This window comes from Pseudoalteromonas sp. SCSIO 43101, from assembly GCF_023650775.1.
In the GTDB taxonomy this organism is placed as follows: Bacteria; Pseudomonadota; Gammaproteobacteria; order Enterobacterales; family Alteromonadaceae; genus Pseudoalteromonas; species Pseudoalteromonas apostichopi.
Genome location: NZ_CP072673.1, coordinates 3,227,998 through 3,247,044 on the forward strand (window position 1 = coordinate 3,227,998; position 19,047 = coordinate 3,247,044).

Annotated in this window: 13 protein-coding genes; 3 read left to right on the forward strand and 10 right to left on the reverse strand. The window is 42.0% G+C overall.

The window, feature by feature from the left end; genetic code table 11:
• Positions 1-70: 70 nt before the first annotated feature.
• The 6 genes from J8Z25_RS14945 to J8Z25_RS14970 form a co-directional block, all read right to left on the reverse strand.
• Positions 71-1,339 carry an inorganic phosphate transporter gene (locus J8Z25_RS14945; protein WP_130050423.1) on the reverse strand — a complete coding sequence of 423 codons (1,269 nt, stop codon included), beginning with the start codon at positions 1,337-1,339 and terminating at the stop codon, positions 71-73.
• A 42-nt stretch (positions 1,340-1,381) separates the two neighbouring features.
• Entirely contained in the window at positions 1,382-2,059 is a 678-nt protein-coding gene (locus tag J8Z25_RS14950; RefSeq protein ID WP_130050422.1) for a TIGR00153 family protein, read from the reverse strand.
• A gap of 151 nt (positions 2,060-2,210) precedes the next feature.
• On the reverse strand, positions 2,211-2,912 hold the full coding sequence (gene phoU, locus J8Z25_RS14955) for a phosphate signaling complex protein PhoU (protein ID WP_130050421.1): 702 nt from the start codon (positions 2,910-2,912) through the stop codon (positions 2,211-2,213).
• A gap of 47 nt (positions 2,913-2,959) precedes the next feature.
• Positions 2,960-3,787: a phosphate ABC transporter ATP-binding protein PstB gene (pstB, locus tag J8Z25_RS14960; protein WP_130050420.1), complete on the reverse strand. Its 828-nt coding sequence runs from the start codon at positions 3,785-3,787 to the stop codon at positions 2,960-2,962.
• A gap of 26 nt (positions 3,788-3,813) precedes the next feature.
• A complete protein-coding gene (gene pstA, locus J8Z25_RS14965; protein WP_250661320.1) occupies positions 3,814-5,463 on the reverse strand; it encodes a phosphate ABC transporter permease PstA in 1,650 nt (549 codons plus the stop codon).
• 15 nt (positions 5,464-5,478) lie between these two features.
• Positions 5,479-7,713, reverse strand: coding sequence for an ABC transporter permease subunit (locus J8Z25_RS14970; RefSeq protein WP_130050418.1), 2,235 nt, complete (start codon positions 7,711-7,713; stop codon positions 5,479-5,481).
• Positions 7,714-8,061: 348 nt separating this feature from the next.
• Between J8Z25_RS14970 and J8Z25_RS14975 the strand changes: the two genes are divergently transcribed.
• From J8Z25_RS14975 to ppx, 3 genes are all read left to right on the forward strand, one after another.
• Positions 8,062-8,568 carry a glycine cleavage system transcriptional repressor gene (locus J8Z25_RS14975; RefSeq protein ID WP_130050417.1) on the forward strand — a complete coding sequence of 169 codons (507 nt, stop codon included), beginning with the start codon at positions 8,062-8,064 and terminating at the stop codon, positions 8,566-8,568.
• Positions 8,569-8,972: 404 nt separating this feature from the next.
• Complete coding sequence (ppk1, locus tag J8Z25_RS14980; protein WP_250661321.1) at positions 8,973-11,054, forward strand: polyphosphate kinase 1; 2,082 nt, start codon at positions 8,973-8,975, stop codon at positions 11,052-11,054.
• Complete coding sequence (gene ppx / locus J8Z25_RS14985) at positions 11,047-12,534, forward strand: exopolyphosphatase (protein WP_250661322.1); 1,488 nt, start codon at positions 11,047-11,049, stop codon at positions 12,532-12,534. The genes ppk1 and ppx overlap by 8 nt, the downstream gene beginning before the upstream one ends.
• 5 nt (positions 12,535-12,539) lie before the next feature.
• Here ppx and J8Z25_RS14990 read toward each other — a convergent pair whose 3' ends face one another.
• From J8Z25_RS14990 to J8Z25_RS15005, 4 genes are all read right to left on the reverse strand, one after another.
• The gene (locus J8Z25_RS14990) at positions 12,540-12,998 is read right to left on the reverse strand and encodes a hypothetical protein (RefSeq protein WP_250661323.1); all 459 of its coding nucleotides are present in this window, start codon (positions 12,996-12,998) and stop codon (positions 12,540-12,542) included.
• Between the two features lie 142 nt (positions 12,999-13,140).
• Positions 13,141-16,245 (reverse strand): efflux RND transporter permease subunit, encoded by a 3,105-nt coding sequence (locus tag J8Z25_RS14995; protein ID WP_250661324.1) that lies wholly within the window; start codon positions 16,243-16,245, stop codon positions 13,141-13,143.
• Entirely contained in the window at positions 16,242-17,699 is a 1,458-nt protein-coding gene (locus J8Z25_RS15000; protein WP_178926318.1) for an efflux RND transporter periplasmic adaptor subunit, read from the reverse strand. The genes J8Z25_RS14995 and J8Z25_RS15000 overlap by 4 nt, the downstream gene beginning before the upstream one ends.
• The gene (locus J8Z25_RS15005) at positions 17,692-19,014 is read right to left on the reverse strand and encodes a TolC family protein (protein WP_250661325.1); all 1,323 of its coding nucleotides are present in this window, start codon (positions 19,012-19,014) and stop codon (positions 17,692-17,694) included. Before J8Z25_RS15005 ends, J8Z25_RS15000 begins: the two co-directional genes overlap by 8 nt.
• Positions 19,015-19,047 lie beyond the last annotated feature (33 nt).

Here is a 19,047-nt window from a genome sequence, read left to right on the forward strand (position 1 = left end):
CCTGAAAATAAAAAGACCCCAATACCTAAGGCATTGAGATCTTTTCAAGCTAAAAGTCTTTTAGTACTTTTTATACCCCGAAGGCAGTTCTCAGTACGTAGAAAATAACAATAGCAAGGGCTGCGCCAACTGGCAATGTAATTACCCAAGAAACTACAATGTTTCTTACAACACCCATGTTAAGTGCCGCAATACCACGTGCCATACCTACACCTAGTACCGCACCCACCAGTGTTTGCGTAGTAGAAATAGGTAAACCAGTACCTGAAGCGATAACAACTGTAGAAGCCGCAGCAAGTTCTGCAGCAAAACCACGGCTTGGTGTTAAGTGCGTGATACCTTCACCGATTGTTTTAATTACTTTCTTACCTAAGATAGCAAGACCAGCAACAATACCTAAACCACCTAGTGGTAAAATCCACCATGCGATAGCCGCTTTCTTAGCGATTTCACCGTTGTGCTCAACAATGTTTACAACAGCAGCTAGTGGACCAATCGCGTTAGCAACATCGTTTGAACCGTGTGCGAAAGCCATACAACATGCTGTTAGTACCATAAGTACTGCGAACACTTTCTCAACGTTGTTAAATTGCATTGCTTTGTCAGCTTTAGGATCGATTTTCAGACGCGCAATAGCAATCTTACCAATAACAGCTACGACAACTGCAATCGCGATAGAAAGCGCGTAGCCTTCAACAGCACCTAAATCAATACCAATGTGCTTCAAGCCTTTCTTAATTGTTACCAGTGACATGATAAAGCCTGCTAGACCCATATACACTGGTACGAAACGCTTAGCATTTTTAAGTGGTGCATCAGTGTCAAAAATTAGCTTTTGCGCACTCATAAAAATCAGGTATGCAATAAAACCAGAAATAGCAGGGGTAACAATCCAGCTACCAACAATACCCATTACCTTGTTCCATTGGATTGCTTCGCTACCGACAGCAACTAGAGCGAAACCAATGATGGCACCAATGATTGAGTGAGTCGTAGATACAGGCCAGCCTAAGAAAGAGGCAATCAATAACCAGCTACCCGCAGCGAATAGTGCGGCAATCATACCAAGGATCATAAGTTCCGGTATGTCCATAAATGGCGTCGCATCAATAATTCCTTTTCGGATTGTAGATGTAACCTCACCACCAGCAAGGTATGCGCCAGCGAATTCAAACACCATCGCGATGATGATTGCTTGTTTAATTGTAAGTGCTTTTGAGCCAACTGATGTACCCATCGCATTGGCAACATCATTTGCACCAATACCATAAGCCATGAAGAAACCAACTGCGGCGGCAGTTAAAACCAGTATCGTGCCGTAATTTGCAATGATATCCATTGTGTGAACCTTTAATTTTTTCGTTTTTGAACTGATTTGAAATTAACGAGCTAACATCAGCTCAAGACGAGAACCTACGCGCTCAGCAATATCTGCAAGCTCGCCTACCCATTCAATGATCTTGTATAAGAACATTACGTCGACAGGATTAAGTTCATTTTCGATGGCGCGCAATTGACGGCGAATTTTGATTTGCATGTCATCCGTGTCTTGTTCAATAGCGTCCAATTCAACGAGCATTTTCTCAACTAAAGTAACTTCGCGACCTTTGAAGCCAGTTTCTAGCAGCTCATCTAGCTCATTGATTGCTTTTGATGCTTGTTTAGTCGCATCAACACAACGCGTTAAATAAACAAGGAAATCTTCTTGTATTTCAGTGGGAATAGTCATCTCACGACCAACTACACGACCTGCAATGTCTTTTGCTTTGTTAGCAATTTTGTCTTGTTGGGTAACAAGCTCAAGCAAATCGGTACGCTCAACGGGCATGAATAAACCACGTGGTAGTTGAAGGCGGATGTTACGTTTCATTTCATCAGCTTCACGCTCTAAATTGCGAATGTTTAGGCGGATTTCTTCCGCTTCTTGCCACTCAGCTTTAAAAACGTGATTAAAGAAAGGTATCAATGCTTTACTTGCTTGATGTGCTTTCTTAATGTGATCTTCCATAGGCTTAATAGGTGATTTAGCAAAAACCCCTAAAAATGCATTTGTAGGCATAACTGACCCTTTATAAATTAGTATGCTTTGGCAGCTGCGAATTTTACAGCATTGTGTTCGATTGTGAACGCTTTTTCTGCCTTACATCACCAATAAAACACAAAGCGGCCCAAGGGCCGCTCGATTTAATAATGAAAAGGAGCGGCTTAATTTACAGCGACTTTTCTATATCTTCTTGAGATGTATGACGAATATCTTTACCGTTTACAAAATAGATGATGTATTCAGCTATATTTTGGCAACGATCGCCAATTCGCTCTAATGAACGAACTGACCACACTAAATCCATAATTTTCGGAATTGAGCGTGGATCTTCCATCATGTATGTCATGATCTGACGTGTAATTGCTTCATATTCACGGTCAACTTTGGCATCTTCTTTGTGTACTTCAAACGCACACTGCACATCCATACGTGCAAATGCATCAAGAACATCGTGAAGCATTTTCGATACTTGGCGACCCATGTTTTCAATGTTCACCAGTAGGTCTTGCTGATCTTTTGTGAATGAGTCCAGCGCTACTTTAGCAATGCGCTCAGCTTCATCACCAATACGCTCTAAATCAGCAATTGTTTTAGCAATTGCAATCACAAGGCGTAGGTCACTTGCTGCTGGCTGACGACGAGCAATGATGCGCGTGCACTCTTCGTCGATGTTCACTTCCATTGCATTCACTTTATAGTCGTTTTCACGTACTTTTTGTGCAAGTTCTGCATCACCATTGCTAACAGCATCTAGTGCACTGTTTAGTTGTTGCTCAACTAACCCTCCCATGTTCAATACATGGTTTCGCACATTTTCAAGCTCTTCATTAAAACGGCCCGAAATGTGTTTATTGATATTATGTTCCATTGTCTACCTCTATAAATTTCGTCTACGAGACCAAGTGACTTTATTGACTAACCGTAACGGCCTGTAATGTAGTCTTCTGTTTTCTTCTTGCTTGGTGTTGTAAATAACGTATTGGTATCTGAATACTCAATCAACTCACCCATGTACATAAACGCAGTTTGGTCAGATACACGAGCGGCTTGTTGCATGTTGTGAGTAACGATTACCACGGTAAACTTGTTCTTTAAGTCGTTAATTAGCTCTTCGATAACTAAAGTAGAAATTGGATCTAGTGCCGATGTAGGCTCATCCAGAAGTAGTACTTCAGGCTCGATAGCAATTGAGCGAGCAATAACAAGACGCTGTTGCTGACCACCAGATAGACCAAATGCGCTATCGTGTAAGCGGTCTTTCACTTCATCCCATAACGCTGCGCCACGTAAAGATTGTTCAACCACTTCGTCTAGTTTACGCTTTTCTTTAATACCTTGTAAGCGTAGGCCATAAACGACATTTTCGTAGATCGATTTTGGAAATGGATTAGGACGTTGGAATACCATCCCGACATTTCTTCGTAGTGCAGCAACATCTACATTCTTATCATAGATATTGTGACCATGTAGTAAGATCTCACCATCTATACGACAGCTATCAACTAGGTCATTCATACGGTTGATACAACGTAAAAGTGTTGATTTACCACAACCCGATGGACCGATAAATGCCGTTACCTGACCCTTCGGGATGTTCATATTTACGCTGCTAAGTGCCTGTTTATCACCGTAGTATAGATCTAAGTTTTTAATTTCTAACGCAGTTTGTTCTGCAGTTAGGTTATCTAAATCTAGCTTTGCCGCGCTTTTCGCTTGGTTTACTTGTGGTGCAACTGTAATCATCTCTGTCTACCTATAAAAATTCTGTATTAATGCTCAAGAGCTCTAAACTTTTCGCGTAAGTGGTTACGAATACCAATCGCGGTGATATTCAGGGCGATAATTACTGATACCAGTAAGAATGCCGTGGCATATACCAGCGGGCGTGCCGCTTCTACGTTAGGGCTTTGGAAACCAACATCATAAATGTGGAAACCTAAGTGCATAAATTTTCTATCTAAATGTATGTATGGGAAGTTACCGTCAAGTGGCAGTGTTGGCGCCATCTTAACAACACCAACAAGCATTAGTGGTGCTACTTCACCGGCTGCACGTGCAACCGCTAAGATTAAACCGGTCATAATCGCTGGGCTTGCCATCGGAATGATGATACGCCATAGCGTTTCTGCTTTTGTTGCGCCAAGTGCAAGTGAACCATGGCGCACTGTACTAGGAATACGTGATAAACCTTCTTCAGTCGAAACAATTACAACGGGTAGCGTTAGAATTGCTAGCGTTAATGCTGACCAAATAACACCTGGCGTACCAAATACAGGGCTTGGCGACGACTCAGGGTAGAACAATTGGTCAATACTGCCGCCTAGCATGTATACAAAGAAACCTAGGCCAAATACACCGTATACAATTGAAGGTACACCGGCAAGGTTGATTACCGCGATACGGATCATCTTAGTAATGGCGTTTTTTGCTGCGTATTCATGTAAGTAAATCGCTGCGACTACACCAAATGGCGTCACAATCACTGCCATTAGTAAGACCATAAACACAGTACCGAAAATCGCAGGGAATACACCCCCTTCAGTGTTGGCTTCACGAGGGTCATCCGAAACAAATTTACCAAGTTGTACAAAGTAATGACTAAGCTTAGCAAAGAAGCCCATGTCATTAGGGAACCACACATCAAGAACTTGATAAAGTGGCAAAGTAACCACTTCACCACGCATGTCTTTAACCGTTACTTGGTCACGCTTAGCTGCTTTGCGAAGTGCGAATAACTGTTTTTCTAATACAGTGTACTCAGCGCGTAGCTCAGCACGCGCTTGTGCAAGCTCTGCAACACGCTCATCTGTTAGTTCGTTATCAAGCTGGTATGCTTTTTCTTTTAAACGTAAACGCTCAAGCTCATAGTTGATATGGCCAATTTCACCATTTTGTAAATCTAAGGCTTGGTCATTCAGGTCAACTGCGCGGTCAACAAGATCATAAAGCTCTTCGATTTTGTTATCTGTGATAACTTCACCGTCTTTAATAACCTGTTCAACATAACCGTAAAAGTTACCGTTTTTGCTACGCTCGAATACAGCAAGCTCAGCTGGCGTAGTACGTGATGTAATATCTGTCTCTAGTACCCAACGGAAATCTAGATCTACATACTCTCGGTTACCTGTTTTAATGAGTAAGCGCTCTAGTTGCTCTTTGTCGTAATCAGATAAATCAACGCCCGTCGCCTCAATACGTGATTTTGCAACTAGTTCTCGGTCATAAACTTCACCGATCACTGTTTGCTTTGCTACTGAACCTTGCAGCTCAAGTTGCACTACTTCTGATGGCCAGAAAAAGCTTAAACCTTTCCAAGCAATCATGGCTAGTAAGCCAAGAACCGAGATTAAACTGATGCTTACCGCACCGCCGGTCATCCAAATCCAAGGAGAACCAGACTTAAACCACTGCTTTACCATGTCGTGTTTCTCCACCTACATTGAACTGTATTTTTCGCGCAGTTGCTGACGAACAAACTCAGCCACTGTGTTGAAAACGAATGTGAATATGAATAATACAAATGCTGCTAAGAATAGGATGCGATAATGCGAGCTGCCTACCTCAGATTCTGGCATCTCTACCGCGATATTCGCAGCAAGTGTTCTCATACCCTGGAAGATACTCCAGTCCATAATAGGTGTATTACCTGTAGCCATTAGAACAATCATTGTTTCGCCTACAGCGCGGCCTAGACCCATCATCACTGCTGAGAAAATACCTGGGCTTGCTGTTAGTAGTACTACGCGAACCAATGTTTGCCATTGCGTTGCACCTAGTGCTAATGAACCGTTTGATAAGTGCTTTGGAACACTGAATACCGCATCTTCAGCAATTGAGAAAATAGTTGGGATTACAGCAAAGCCCATTGCAATACCAACAACTAACGAGTTACGTTGGTCGAATGTCATACCTAATTCATTGGTTAAGTACTGACGCACATTACCGTCAAACATCCATAACTCAATTGAGTTACTCATCGCAAACGATAGCCAACCAATAAAGATAACAACTGGAATCAGTAATATTGAGTGAGAACCTTCAGGAACACGGTGACGGATAGACGCCGGTAATTTGTTCCAGCCAAATGCGGTTAATAAGATACCAATTGGCAGCAACACTAATAATCCGACAATCGCTGGTAAATGTTCTTCAATTAATGGTGCTAACCAAAGACCTGCTAAGAAGCCTAGAATTACCGTTGGTAATGCTTCCATGATTTCTACAGTCGGTTTAACTACTTTACGTAGTTCACTCGACATAAAGTACGCCGTGTAAATTGCCGCTGAAAGTGCAATGGGTACCGCAAATAACATCGCGTACATTGCAGCTTTAATCGTACCGAATGAAATTGGCACTAATGAGAACTTAGATTCAAAGTCATCACTTGCCGACGTTGACTGCCAGATATAACCCGGCTCTGGATAACCTTCGTACCATACTTCTTGCCATAGTGCAGACCAAGTTACTTCTGGATGCTCATTATGAATTTCAATTACTTTCAACGCGTCATCTGCAAGAATCAATGCCGCGTTAGAACGTGGTGCAATTGCAAAGTTTTGAATTGGACCTTCACTTACTTTACCTTGCCACAGTTTGGCATCGCTAGTTGTGTAATAAATACCTAGCTCACCGTTAGCACCTGTTGTGAAGAAAGTACGTCGGTAGAATTCTGTAAAAATGTTTAGTTTAGATTGCTTGCTGGTTTCAAATGCACGAATCTTTTGGAACTCACGGCCATCTTCAGTGTTTACTTCAAACCACTGAGATACTTCACCATTATCGTTGGCAAGCATCAGTGAGTTTGCACCAGCTAATAGTTGAGTTGAAACTAGGTTCGCGTTTTCTTCGTTCGCAGCAAGCAGTTGGATTTGCTCAACCTCTGAAGGGTAACGCGTATCGTATACGTAAATTTGATTTGCTGAACGCACGAATGTACGTGTTGTATCAGGTGAGATTAATAGCTCATCAACACGACCTTCAATATCAAGCTCAGTTCGTTCAACAACCCACTCAACTTCGCCAGTGAACATGTTTTCTTCACCCACAAAGCTGCTAAACAAAACGCGCCTATCAGCCGTTAAAGCAACAACCGCTGTTTTATCTTCATAGTGGCTAAATGCAAATTTAGTGATTGCCGCACCTTGGTCATCGACCTCAAGCGCCAAATCACCCAGCGGGTAATCTAAACGTGGTGTTAATTGACGTTGGTTGTTAGGGAATGTCACTAAGAATTTTGGTGCAACCACAACAACAGAACCATTTTCAAGGCCATATGCGTATTGACCTTGGAACGGTGCAGAGCTTGCAAAGCTGCTTACATCGCTAGGTAATTCTGTATTAAGAGTGGTGATCTTTTTACCAAACTGCTCTTTTTCAACACTGTAAAAGTCAACATTACCTTTTTCACCAAGTAAAAAGGCAACTTCTGTTTGCTCTTCAATGCCAAGACCAACAACTTCTGACGCATTTTGTAGTTTTACACTGTTACGTGTCTCTACTTTTGCTGACTCAAAAATAGGTTGAACAACATAAAGAAGGTAAAAGAATATGAGTAGTAGTGCTACTAGCACCATTACGCCACCTGCGGAAATACCCCACTTGGCAAACCTGTCTTTAAATAGACGGCTTCTATCCGTATGAAAGGTAGGTTTATTCGGATTGGAAGTCATCAAAACACCCTTAAAACTTAACGTTGCGCGCATTATATTTCACCAAGATGACAGTAATGTTACAAACGTCATAATTCAGTGTAATAAAGCATGTATTTAAGGAACGTATTTTAACGTTAACAAATGACCAAATTGCGACATTGTTCTGCGTATTTATAACGACCAAATTCACAAGCTAACAAATTGTTATAACTAATTTTTTATAACTATATGGAAAAAATTGGACAAACAATAAAACTACATCAATACTCAATAAGACTTATTTTTTCGACAATAAGAATCATTTTTAAACCAACGCCTCCTTCCTTTTTTCGCATTTTTCAGAGGCATTTTTATAGAGATATAAGTATGAAGCAGTTAGTAATTACTATTTTAGGACCAGATAAACCCGGCCTGGTTGAAGACCTCTCAGCTACGATTTTAAACCACCATGGTAATTGGTTAAGCAGTAACTTGAGCCATCTTGCAGGCCACTTTGCAGGAATTATTGAAGCCGCAGTCCCCGAAGAACATCTGCAAGAGCTGCAAGATGCACTACATAGCCTGCCGTATTTAGAAATTAGAATTGAACGCGGTGCCGAAATACTACCTGAAGAAAAGTCTGAACAGATTAATTTTGTTATCACAGGAAATGACAGACCAGGCATTGTGCAAGAGTTAGCCAGCGTTATTCGCCATAAAGGTGCGAATATCACTCATCTAAATTCAAAACAACAAAGTGCACCTAACTGGGGGGTACCTATTTTTAGTGCTGTTGCCACCGTTGCTTTACCAATAGGCATGAACAAAGACGAAGTAATCACTGCACTTGAGTCTATTACCACAGACCTAATTGTTGATATTGAGGACGCATAACAAACAAGTTTATAGGGACATCCGAGCTTAAACTAAGCTTTAAAATTAATGACATACATGTCACAAAACCGACATGTTGAATACTCAAACTACCTCTAGATACAGAATTCAGCGTTTCTCTGGGGTTTAATATCAAGGCGTTACTTTGCAGGAATGGCATTCCCTTTTAAAAAGTAACAACGCAGAGAGTAAGCCCCAGAGAATCGCCCTATGGGTTGGTTTAAAAGCGATTTATTCTGCGTTATTGAATTTAACAAGGGAGCAACCATTCTTTGCATTCAATGCCTTGCCTAAATCGCTTTTAATTCCAACTGAAACGGTATCTAGAGGCAGCTTGAGTATTTTAATACAACCGTCATCTGCATCCTCTATATTCTAACTAGCTATAAACGTTGGAAAACCAGATGAACGCATCACATTCTTCTTCTCAAGCTGTAAACTACTTTGCTAAAGAGCTTAGTTGGCTGTCTTTTAATGAACGCGTGCTGCAAGAAGCCAAAGATAAATCGAACCCGATTATTGAGCGCATGCGCTTTTTAGGTATTTACTCAAACAACATGGATGAGTTTTTCAGAGTACGTGTAGCCGATGTAAAGCGTCGAATTTTACTTAATAAAATTCCTGATGCGAACTTTGAAGAAGACGAAATACTACTTCATCAGATCCAAAGTAAAGTGCTACTGCTTGGTAAAAAGTTTAATCAAATTCATAAAGATATTTTGAATGATTTAAACGAGCATAATATTCACGTTGAGCTACCAGAGAAACTATCTGAATTTCATTTAACCTGGCTGAAAAAGTTTTTCCACGACAATGTGCTACAACATATACTGCCAATTTTACTCACTGAAAAGAAAGACTATTCAGATCAAATAAACGACACCATGACCTATTTGTTTGTCGAAATGACCAATCAAAAAAGTCATTATGCCATGATGGAGGTGCCAACTGACCGCGTATCTCGCTTTGTTATTTTGCCACCAGAGAAAACACGCCGTCATAAAACTATTGTGATGCTTGATGACATCATCGCCTACTTTATTCGCGATGTGTTTAGCAGCTTCTTTAGCTTTGATGATATTCAATGTTATGCCATTAAACTAACTCGTGATGCCGAGTACAATTTAGATGACGAGCTTGAAGAAGGCTTGCTCGATAAAATGTCGAAAGGACTAAAGCAACGTATTTATGCTGAACCTGTGCGTCTTGTTTATGACGAAAGTATGCCAGCTGAAATGCTTAAAGTGATGAAAAAACGCCTTAATATTAGTCAACATGATGCGCTGATCCCCGGTGGTCGTTACCGTAACTTCCGCGATTTTATTGCGTTTCCGAATGTTGGCCGCCAGTACTTAGAAAACAAACCACTACCAGCGTTACAAAGCACGGCCTTTAATAATCACTCGAGTGTGTTTGATGCCATCTCAGAGCAAGATATTTTGCTGTATTACCCATATCACACTTTTAACCATTTACTTGAGTTTGTACGCCAAGCAGCCTTTGATCCGGATGTGACACAAATTAAGGTCAATATTTACCGTGTAGCCAGTCAGTCTCGTCTAGTTTCTACGCTCATTAATGCCGCCAAAAATGGCAAGCATGTAACTGTCATGGTCGAGCTTAAAGCGCGCTTTGATGAACAAAATAATATCGAATGGGCAAAAACACTCAGTAATGCTGGTGTTAAAGTGATCTTTGGTATCCCAGCACTTAAAGTACACAGCAAGTTATGTGTCATTCACCGTAAAGAAAAAAACAACATAGTGAAGTACGCACACATTGGCACAGGTAACTTTCACGAAAAAACAGCCAAAATATACACTGACTTTAGCTTATTCACTAAGCATGAAAGTATTAGCGAAGAATGCGATAGCGTTTTTAAATTCATTGAAAGTAGTTATAAGCCATTTCAGTTTGATCATTTGATGATCTCGTCAGTCAATGCAAGGCAAACTATCATCTCACTGATAGATGCAGAAATTAGCAATGTAGAGCACGGTAAGGCTGGGCGAATTACTTTAAAAATAAACAACCTTGTCGATAAAGAGCTGGTTGATCACCTTTATTTTGCCGCAAGACGTGGCGTAAAAATTCGTATTATAGTGCGTGGTATGTGTTCGTTAGTACCCTCTGTCGCAAATGATAACATTCGTATCATTAGTATTGTTGACCGCTTTTTAGAGCATCCGCGGGTTATGGTGTTTCATAATAATGGTGATGAAAAAGTATATATTTCATCAGCTGACTGGATGACCCGTAACCTAGATCATCGTGTTGAAGTGGCCACTCCAATTTATGATAAAAAATTAAAACAGCTTATCATTGATATTCTTGAACTACAGTTTAAAGATAGAACAAAAGCACGCATAATCGATAGTGAGCAAAAAAATAGCTATGTGCGCCGTGGTAATCGTAAGAAAATTCGCTCACAAATTGCCATTTATGACCACCTTAAAAAATGGGAAAGTAACTATAATAATGAATGATTATCCCTCAATAGCTGCCGTTGATTTAGGCTCAAACAGTTTTCATTTAGTGGTGGCAAGAGAGGTCGATGGCTCTTTGCAGATCTTACACAAAGAAAAGCAGCGCGTTTACTTAGCTGACGGTTTGGATGATAAAAATCACTTAAGCCAAGAAGCTATTGAACGTGCTCTAGCCATCCTTAAACAATTTGCGACCACCTTACAGGACTTTCCCATCGAGAATGTCAAAGTTGCCGCGACGTACACATTACGCCGCGCTAAAAACATTCATTCGTTCTTAACCCAAGCAAGTAGGGTATTTAATTACCCGATTGAAGTGATCTCAGGGCAAGAAGAGGCGCGCTTAATTTATCAAGGTGTCGCCCATTACATTCATCATGATGAAAATCGCTTAGTTATTGATATTGGTGGTGGCAGTACTGAGCTCATAATTGGCAAACATTTTAAACACAAGCTACTAGCTAGCCGAAACATGGGATGTGTCAGCTATACCAAGCAGTTTTTCGCTGATGGGCAAATTTCAGCTAAGCGCTTTGATAAAGCAGAGGTTCGCGCAGAACAAGAACTCGAAGTGATCTTTGCCAACTACTTATCGGCTGGCTGGCAATCTGTAGTAGGGACATCTGGCACAATTAAATCAATCCTTGCCATGATTAACGCCAATGATGCCGAGCAACAGTTAATCACGCTTGAGAGATTACTAGAATTAAAAACCCAGTTTATTGCTGCTAAACAAATTCAGGCGCTACAAATTGAAGGTCTCACAGCTGAGCGACAAGTCAGTATTTGTGGTGGTTTAGCGATATTGATTGCAGTATTTAAGCTATTTAAAATAGAAGCAATGCAATACAGCGACTTTTCTCTTCGTGAAGGTTTACTTCATGAAATGCAGCAAAAGCTCGCCCATAAAGATATTCGCACTAATACCATAGAGAACCTGTCTGAACGTAACGCCATAGATAAAGAGCATGCTAACCGCGTATCTAAAACTGCAAAATGGCTGTTTGAACAAGTAAAAGGTGCATGGCAATTTACTGATCCGGACTATATCAACTTACTGGATTGGGCCGCGCAGCTGCATGAAATTGGCTTAGGGGTAAATTCATCAGGAATACATAAGCATAGTGCGTACATCGTTGCGAATAGCCAATTACCAGGGTTTACGCAGCAACAGCAAACCTTGCTCAGTTGCATGATCCGCTTTTATCGGAAAAAGATCCGTTTAGAAGAGTTTCCGGCACTGCATACAATGCAGCATTATGAAATATTACAACTTATTGTGATTTTGCGCTTAGCGGTACTGTTGAATCAAAAGCGTATTACCGATCAAGGTTTTAAGCTTGAGATAACAGCTAAGCAAAATAGTATGTTCCTAAAGTTTCACAATAAGTGGCTCAAAGAACATACCTTGCTTTTAGCTGACTTACAGCAAGAGCAAAAATACCTTAAGAAGGTCGGCTTCTTACTCGATTTTCATTAAGCTGATTAATATATACCCATATGGCGGTTTGAGCTTTGCATCATTTGCTTAAGGCCTTGATGCTCAAGCTCTAGCAATCGCTCAAGCTTTTCTTTGCTTTGCTCTGTATCAGCGCGCGATACCAAGTACTCGTATAAGTCGATTACTTTTTGGTGTTGCGTGGTTAAGTAAACCTGAATCGCCTTTTCATCAATTTGCTGATCTGTGCTGATATCGTTGAAGGTAATTAGCTCAGGGTTTTCAGCAAAATACTCATAGCAATACGTATCTAGCGTGTTTATCTCAGTAATTGCTTTAAAGCCAACGAGATCTTCTGCTAGTTTCTTCTCATATTGCAGATAATAATCCACCAGCATTTGATTATGCTCGTCCAGTAAATCTTTAACGCTGTGGAAATTGGCTGCCATTTGAGTATGAAATAACACGGTCCAATCATAAACTTGTTGTATTGTTTTAACTTGCATGTGTATTCCTTATCAAAATCAATTTAATATGACTTTGCATAAATCACACCATTAGAAAAAACATTAATTATCAGCGTCTTAAAAATAAAAAGTGTAACTTGAAGCAAGTAAAAGCGTACAAGTTACACACTGACTGTAAAATTTATAGGTGGCGTTTACGCCATATAAAATAAAGTGCAGGTAACACGAGTAGCGTTAAAACAATGGCACTGAGCATCCCGCCAACCATCGGCGCTGCAATTCGGCTCATCACCTCGCTTCCCGTTCCAGTACCATACAGCACAGGTAATAAACCTATGATAATAGTGGCAACTGTCATCATCACAGGCCTAACCCGAAGGCCTGCACCATTGATAATTGCTTGGCGCAGCTCTGTAACCGTAAACTGTGCTGATTGCGCTTTGGCATCTTGATACGCTTGATTGAGATAAACCAGCATGATCACGCCGATTTCTACGGCAACCCCTGCTAGGGCAATAAAGCCAACCCCAACAGCGACCGAGAAATTAAAGCCTTCAAGGTACATCAACCAAATACCGCCTATCATCGCAAGTGGTAAGGTCAGCATGATCATTGCCACCTCAATAAAACTTCTAAAATTGAGATATAACAGCACCACAATAATTGCCAAAGTTAGTGGCAATACGTAACTGAGTTTGGCTTTTGCGCGCTCCATATATTCATATTGCCCCGCCCATGTAATTGAGTAACCAGCAGGTAGCTCGAGTTGCTCATGCAGTGCTTGTTGCGCACGCTCAACATAACTGCCGATATCACTGCCTTCAATATCAATTAAGCTCCAGCCATTGATACGTGCATTTTCACTTTTAATACCCGGCGGACCATCTTCAATAAAAACATGAGCAACGTCAGCCAATGCAATACGTTGTCCATTTGGCGTCACAATGGGTAACAACTTAAGCTCTTCTGGCGAGTCACGATAATCTTGCGGGTAACGCAAGTTAACAGGGTAACGCTCTTGCCCTTCAACTGTTTCGGTCACATTCATACCACCGATAGCGGTGGCAACGACCTGTTGCACATCAGCAATGTTCAAACCGTACCGTGCTGCTTTTTCACGGTTGATATCGACTTTGATGTAGCGACCACCGGCAACGCGCTCTGAGTAAACCGAAGCTGTGCCCGGTAAATCTTTTAAGATGACTTCAATTTGCTCACCGATTTTTTGAATTTCACTCAGCTTTGGCCCTGCAACTTTGATCCCCACAGGCGTTTTAATACCAGTGGCAAGCATGTCGATTCGCGTTTTGATTGGCATAACCCACGCATTGGTGAGCCCTGGGAACTTAACCAGATTATCGAGCTCTTTTTTAAGTTTCTCGGTTGTCATACCCTCGCGCCACTGTGACTTTGGCTTTAACTGAATAAAGGTTTCGATCATGGTTAGCGGCGCTGGATCTGTCGCAGTATCTGCACGACCAACTTTACCAAATACCGACTCAACCTCTGGCACACTGGCAATTAATTTGTCGGTCTGTTGTAAAATTTCACGGGCCTTACCAATTGAAATACTAGGATAAGTAGTTGGCATATACATCAAGTCCCCCTCATCAAGAGGAGGAATAAACTCACTACCAATTTTATTAACCGGGTAAAAGCCGATAACTGCCAAAACTAAAGCCAGTACCAGTGTTGTTTTCGGCGCTTTTAACACCGCATTTAACAAGGGTTTATACGCTGCCACCAATAAGCGGTTTACAGGGTTTTTCTGCTCCGAAATAACCTTACCGCGAATAAAGTAGCCCATTAATACCGGCACCAGTGTAATCGCTAGACCAGCCGAGGCCGCCATTGCATAGGTTTTTGTGTAAGCCAGCGGCGAGAACATACGCCCTTCTTGTGCTTCTAAAATAAACACTGGCATAAAACTGACTGTGATAATTAATAAACTAAAGAATAACGCGGGCCCCACTTCTGCGGCTGAGTCCATCACTACTTGCCAGCGGTTTTCGTCGGTCAGTGGAGTTTTCTCCATATGTTTATGCATATTTTCTATCATCACGATAGCGCCATCTGTCATTGCACCAATCGCAATCGCTATCCCGCCAAGCGACATGATGTTGGCATTTATACCTTGCCAATACATAACCACAAAAGCCGTTAAAATCCCCATTGGCAGCGTGATAATGGCAACTATCGATGAACGTATATGGAATAAAAACACCACACACACTAAGGCCACGACAATTAATTCTTCAATTAGTTTTGAACTTAAGTTATCAAGTGCCTGTGTAATAAGGTTTGAACGGTCGTACACAGGGATGATTTCAACGCCCTCTGGCAGGCCTTTTTTAAGCGATTCTAGCTTTTCCTTTACTAGTTTGATGGTCGCTTCAGCGTTTTCTCCAAAGCGCATCACCACCACACCACCTGTCACTTCGCCCTCGCCGTTAAGTTCGGCAATCCCACGGCGCATTTGCGGCCCAAGTTTAATATCGGCTACATCGCGTAATTGCAGTGGTGTACCATTGGCATTGGTACCAAGCGGGATGGCTTCTAAATCGGCAACACCTTTAATATAACCTGTGCTTGATACCATGTATTCGGCTTCAGCCATTTCGACCACTGAGGCACCGCGCTCTTGGTTACCTTTTTTAATCGCTGTTTGAATTAAACTCAGTGGAATACCATATGCTCGTAATTTGTCGGGGTCGACATTTACCTGATACTGCTTAACCATACCACCAACAGAAGCCACTTCTGATACACCTGGCACAGTTTGCAGTTCAAACTTTAAAAACCAATCTTGCAGACTTCGTAGCTGGCTAATATCGTGTTTGCCAGTTTTATCCACCAGCGCATAAAGGTAAATCCAACCCACACCTGTTGCGTCTGGGCCAAGTTCTGGCCTAGCTGAATCGGGTAAGCGAGCACTTACTTGACTCAAATACTCTTGTACTCGACTACGAGCCCAATAAAGGTCGGTATCTTCGTTAAAAATAACGTACACGTAAGAGTCACCAAAGAACGAAAAACCCCTGACCGTTTCAGCCCCCGGCACCGACAACATTGCCGTAGTGATCGGAAACGTCACTTGGTCTTGCACTACCTGCGGCGCTTGTCCTGGGTAAGAGGTTTTTACAATAACCTGTATATCAGATAAGTCAGGTAAGGCATCAACTGGGGTATTCTTTAAAGAAAAAACCCCAAAACCTGCCAACATTAAAGACAGCAGTAATACAAAGAAGCGATTCCCGACTGACCAACGGATCACGGCTGCTATCATTGCATTTCTCCTTGCATAGGATGGCTCATGGTCATGATGTCAAAAATCATAAACTCACCGTCCACTAACTTAAAAGTAAAATGCACTTCATCATCGCTTTGCAAACTAGACATATCAATGCGCGGCGAAAAGTGAAATTCCATGGTTGCGGCCTCTCGGCCCCACTTGGGGATGGCTTCACGACTGATTACAGCAGTTCTGGCTTCACGGTCAATGCTGTTGATCACGCCATTCACCATTGCGCTGTCACTATCTGGTTCTTGCATACGCATAAAGTCAGAGCTTTTGCTTGATTCTGAGTCGATTAAGAACTGCGCTGAAATAACCACCTTATCGTCTTTCAGTAAGCCTGATAAAATCTCGACGTCATGATTATCACTGCGACCTAACGTCACAGCGACTGACTTAAAGCGGCCTTCGCCTAAATCAATCACGACACGGTCTTGGCTACCAGTGCGGATCACCGCTTCTTTTGCGATGACTAATTGCGGCTCAGTCGGCCTAGTAATAATACTCACTTCAGCAAACATATTCGGTTTTAGTAGGCCATCTTGGTTAGCAAAGCGAAGGCGTACACGAAGAGTACGGTTTTTCTCATCAAGGGTTGGATAGATGTAATCGACCTTCCCTTGCCAACGTTTACCCGGTAAATAATCTAAGCTCATGGTAACTGGCAAGCCTTTATGAATAAGGCCAGCTTGACGCTCAAAAACTTCTGCCTCAACCCACACTTCTTCTAGGTGAGCGATACTCATCATGGTGGTGCCCGGTTTCACATAAAAACCTTCGCGGATATTTAGCTCATCCAATACGCCACTTTGCTTGGCATAAAAGGTTATGTTTTGCCTAACCTTTTGGCTTTGCTCTAATCGCGCAATAAAATCGTCAGAAACATTTAATGAGGCTAAGCGCGCTTTAGCCGCACGAATAAGTACCGCATTGTTACGTTTAAGGGCAAGCAGTAGCTCTTCCTGTGCATTCACTAACTGTGGAGAATACAAGGTATAAAGAGGCTCGCCTTGCTTAACTTGGTCACCCGCAGCCTTTACATATAAAGTTTCGATCCAGCCTTCGACACGAGGATGAATATGCACTAATTGGTCTTGGTCATATTGCACATAGCCAACCGTATCAACTGTGCTTTGTAATGATTTAAAACGCACTGGCGCTGTTCTTACCCCTAAGTTATTCACTACGGCTGGTGAGATTCTCACAGTACCTGGGCTGTCTTCAGCGCTGCTTTGTTCCTCATAAACAGGCACCAATTCCATACCCATCGGTGATAAACCTGGCTCATCACGACGGTAGTTGCTATCCATAGGTGCCACCCAATATAGCGGCTTTTTTTCAGCGCTAGGCATAGTTGCATGATCTGGCTCAGCAAGTTTGTTTACAGCCGTTGCCAATGCAGCACCTACCGCCAAAGCGACAACTAATTTGACTGTGTTATTCATAGGTAACTCCTTGGCTTTGTGCCGCATTTATTTGGCTATCTTTTGCCGCCGCGTAATAGTTAAGGCGAGCGAGGGTTATTTGTTTATCTACTTCGATATTTAACGCATCAATTTTCGCATTAAGTTCGCTGATGCGTGCACGCATCACTTCTGAAAAGTCACCAGCATCGTTAGTGTAAGCATTTAATGTCGCCTCAGCTTGCTCTGCCATTTGCGGTAATAGCTTTTGCTGATACAGCGCTTTGCGCTGGGCTAGCCGGCTTAACTGGCTTAACTCTTTAAAATACTGACCTTGTAGTTTTTGTAGGGTAATAAGTTTGTTAGTTTTTACCGCCTCTGCACTAGCTATCGCAGCATTAACTTGTTGGTCCTGACGGTTATCTGTAAAGAGAGGTAAATCAACACTAACCCCTATTGAGAGTAAGTCAGCGCGCGAGTCCCCCATAGGCGTGTTTTCACGATAGCCATAGCCTAGGTTCATTCCAAATTGAGGCTTATACGCTTCTTCTGCCACTTGCACTTGTGTATTCTTAGCACGCAAAGCATGCTCAATAGCAATAATTGCGGGATGAGCCATCAACACTTCTATCACCCCTGATGGAGCAAGCTCTTGATAAGGCATTAATGCGGCCACCTTTATATTTTCATCGCTTACAGCACCGTTTAACATTTCAATCGGTAGCCATTGAGCTAGTCGCTTTTTGGCACTATCAAACTGCTGCTCTAACATCACTAGCTTATCTTCAAGACGAGTGAGCTCTAGTTGAGCGCGAATAATATCCTGCTGGCGAGTCGCACCAAGTGTATTGGCGTAACTTGCCTCAGTAATATCAATTAATTGATTGAATAAAGCTTTATCTTGGTTGATCAGTTGAATACTTTTTTGCGCGCGATAAGCATTTAGCCAGGCTTCGCTAACAATGGCTTTAACCTGGGCTTGACGATCTGCTCTAAGCCAAGGATATTGCTCAGCTGATTGCCTTAATGCCTGCTGCTGCAAGGCAAGGCTATCACCTCGACTAAACTGCTGTGACAAGCCCACTTTAAATTGCGTCATACCTTCTTGATCAAAGGCAAAGCCATCGGTTGGTAAATTCATTAGTCCGACAGTTAATACTGGGTCTGGTAAAGTGCCTGCAGCAATACTTTGCGCTTCTATCGCCTGCTGCTGGTATTTATTCGCCTGCAACCAAGGTTCGTGAGTCAGTGCATAATCAATCACCTGATTGAGTGCCAACGGCTCTGCTTTCACTAAACTTGTGGTTATCAATACTACGCCTAGAGAAAGCGCCTTAATCAATTTGCTGTGAGTCATCACATGCTCCAAAAATCTTAAAAATGGTTAAAA